This window comes from Kitasatospora sp. NPDC007106 (genome assembly GCF_040634455.1).
GTDB classification, from domain to species: Bacteria; Actinomycetota; Actinomycetes; order Streptomycetales; family Streptomycetaceae; genus Kitasatospora; species Kitasatospora arboriphila.
The window spans coordinates 1-2083 of sequence record NZ_JBEYFP010000961.1 but is presented as its reverse complement, the minus strand read 5'-3'; the positions used below and the strand labels follow the sequence as shown (position 1 = coordinate 2083).

Annotated in this window: 2 protein-coding genes and 1 pseudogene; 1 reads left to right on the top strand and 2 read right to left on the bottom strand. The window is 73.3% G+C overall.

What is annotated here, in order from left to right; all coding sequences use genetic code 11:
• Positions 1 to 589: 589 nt before the first annotated feature.
• Positions 590 to 1090 (top strand): hypothetical protein, encoded by a 501-nt coding sequence (locus ABZ641_RS34525; RefSeq protein WP_359988292.1) that lies wholly within the window; start codon positions 590 to 592, stop codon positions 1088 to 1090.
• A gap of 129 nt (positions 1091 to 1219) precedes the next feature.
• Here ABZ641_RS34525 and ABZ641_RS34520 read toward each other — a convergent pair whose 3' ends face one another.
• Together ABZ641_RS34520 and ABZ641_RS34515 are read right to left on the bottom strand one after the other, a co-directional pair.
• Complete coding sequence (locus ABZ641_RS34520) at positions 1220 to 1720, bottom strand: DUF3291 domain-containing protein (protein WP_359988290.1); 501 nt, start codon at positions 1718 to 1720, stop codon at positions 1220 to 1222.
• A gap of 32 nt (positions 1721 to 1752) precedes the next feature.
• Positions 1753 to 2083 (bottom strand): annotated as a pseudogene (locus tag ABZ641_RS34515) (transcriptional regulator); the annotation flags it as partial.

Here is a 2083-nt window from a genome sequence, read left to right as displayed (position 1 = left end):
GCGACGGCGGAGGCCCGCGGCGCACCGAGCCCGAGCCCGGCGCCCGCGAGGGTGGCGGCGAACGCGGAGCGGGCGAAGGTGCGTCTGGTGATCGGAGTACCGGTCAGGGACAAGGGGTCAACCTCCTGGTGACGGTCCGACAGGTCATGGGCATGCCCATTATTGGCGGCGGTCCGACCTTCCGGCCAGACCCGCGACACAACCCCGCCGGACGGCCGCCGGGTGGTGCGGCGCCCCCTCCGGGCGCGCCGCGACTCCTCGACCACGAGGTCCACCGTGGTGGCGCACACCGCCGGCACGAGGCCTCGGCGGCGGCACCGGCGACCTGTACTTCTTCAAGGGCGACCAGTACGTCCGGGTGCGCTGACCGGGACCCGACCGTGCCGGGCGAGCGCTGATCGCGCAGGGTCGGCGTCACCTGCGGGTGCCCGGAGGGGCCGGGGACTCACGTCTCCGGCCCTGGCCACTGCCGGGACCACCGGGAGGTGAACCCGCGGGCCCCTTGCCTCCCGGATCGCCCGGCAGGACGTTCCGCCGGGCTGACACACTGAGGCCGACACGCAGAGCCGCACGGAGGATCCGGACACCCATGCTGAACCCGCTCGACGCCCCGGCGGCGGTCTCGGCCGCGGCCGAACCGCTCGAGGACCTGCTCGACGACTGCAACCATGTGGCGTCCGTGGGCCTGTTCCACGTCGTCCCCGCCACCGGGACGGCACCCGGTCCCGACCGGATGGGGCGTCTCGCTCAGGCCGTGTACGATGCGGGGCCCAGTGGATACCGGGTGGGGACGCCGGTCGAGCCGTTCGAGTCACCGCAGGCCTGGCGGGAGGTTCTCCGCCGTCAGGTGACCGACGGGTTCATGCAGCCCTCCCGGCGGTACTCGGATCCCGGCCTGCGCACGCCCGCCCAGATCCGGCGGACGGGCGAACTCGCCGATGGTGTCTGCGACCTGATCGAGGCACATCTGGGGCCCGTCCGATGCTCCGGCGACGTCGACGGCCCGCACACGGGCAGCATCCAGTGGCGCAACCTGCTGCTGGTCACCGACGACTGGGCCACCGTCATGGCCTTCGGCATCGACGACTGACCGGACACGCCCCGCCGACGGCGGGCGCCGCGGACCTACCGGAACATCCGGCGACCACGCCCGGCAGACAGACAAACAGGCAGGCAGGCAGGCAGGCAGGCAGCCCGACGGTTGCCGTCGATCGGCGTGTCAGGCCCGTGCCGCCGGCAGGGGCGGGAGGTGCTGGGCGGCCTCCTCCGCGGTGAAGGAGGAGGCGAAGGTGAAGGCGCGCGGGGACGGACCGTTCGCCCGGAGCTCCGCCAGCCGGTCCAGCGCCTCACCGACGGGCGGCAGGTGGCCGGCGGGCACCCACCAGAGGACGAGGTGTGCCTCGACGTGCCGTTCGAACCAGTCGCGGCGCCGCCGCATGACCTCCAGGTGCCCGCTGCGGTAGGTGAAGTCCCACAGCGCCTCCTGGCTCTCCCAGACCGACAGGTTGACGATGACGTCCTCGCCGGCCGGACGCAGGGCGGCGGCGTTGGCCTCGCCGTTCCCCACGAGCCGCCACACGAAGCCGGGCGCCGCGTCCGCGGCCGTGTTGACCGGGTCGAGCATCTCGACGAACGGCGCGATGCGGGGGTCTTCGAGGGGGTACCGGAGCGTGGCGAGGTTGAGTTGGGCGAGGTGGGCGGCGCGCGTGGATGCGGTCATGGTGTCATCCCAGCACGGCCGTTCTCTCTATGTCAATCGTCATTGTTTTTAGAATCCTCGACCACCACGCAGCACTCCCCCGGTCTGGCGTCCATACGGGCGCGGACGGGTCCGTCGGCGCCGAGCAACCCCTCCAGCAGGGCGAGGTTCATGCCGCACACCAACGGCGGGAAGCGCTCCGCGACGGCGTGGAAGGGGCAGTTGCGCATCCGGACGACGCGCGCCGCGGCTCCCTCGTCGCCGCCGTCCTCCACGTGCGGTTCGTAGCCGCGGGCCGCCAGCACCGCCACGGCCTCGTCGAGTCCCCCGCAGGGCGCGGCCGAACCGCGCAGTGCCTCGCCCCGCCGGCGCGCCGCCTCGCAC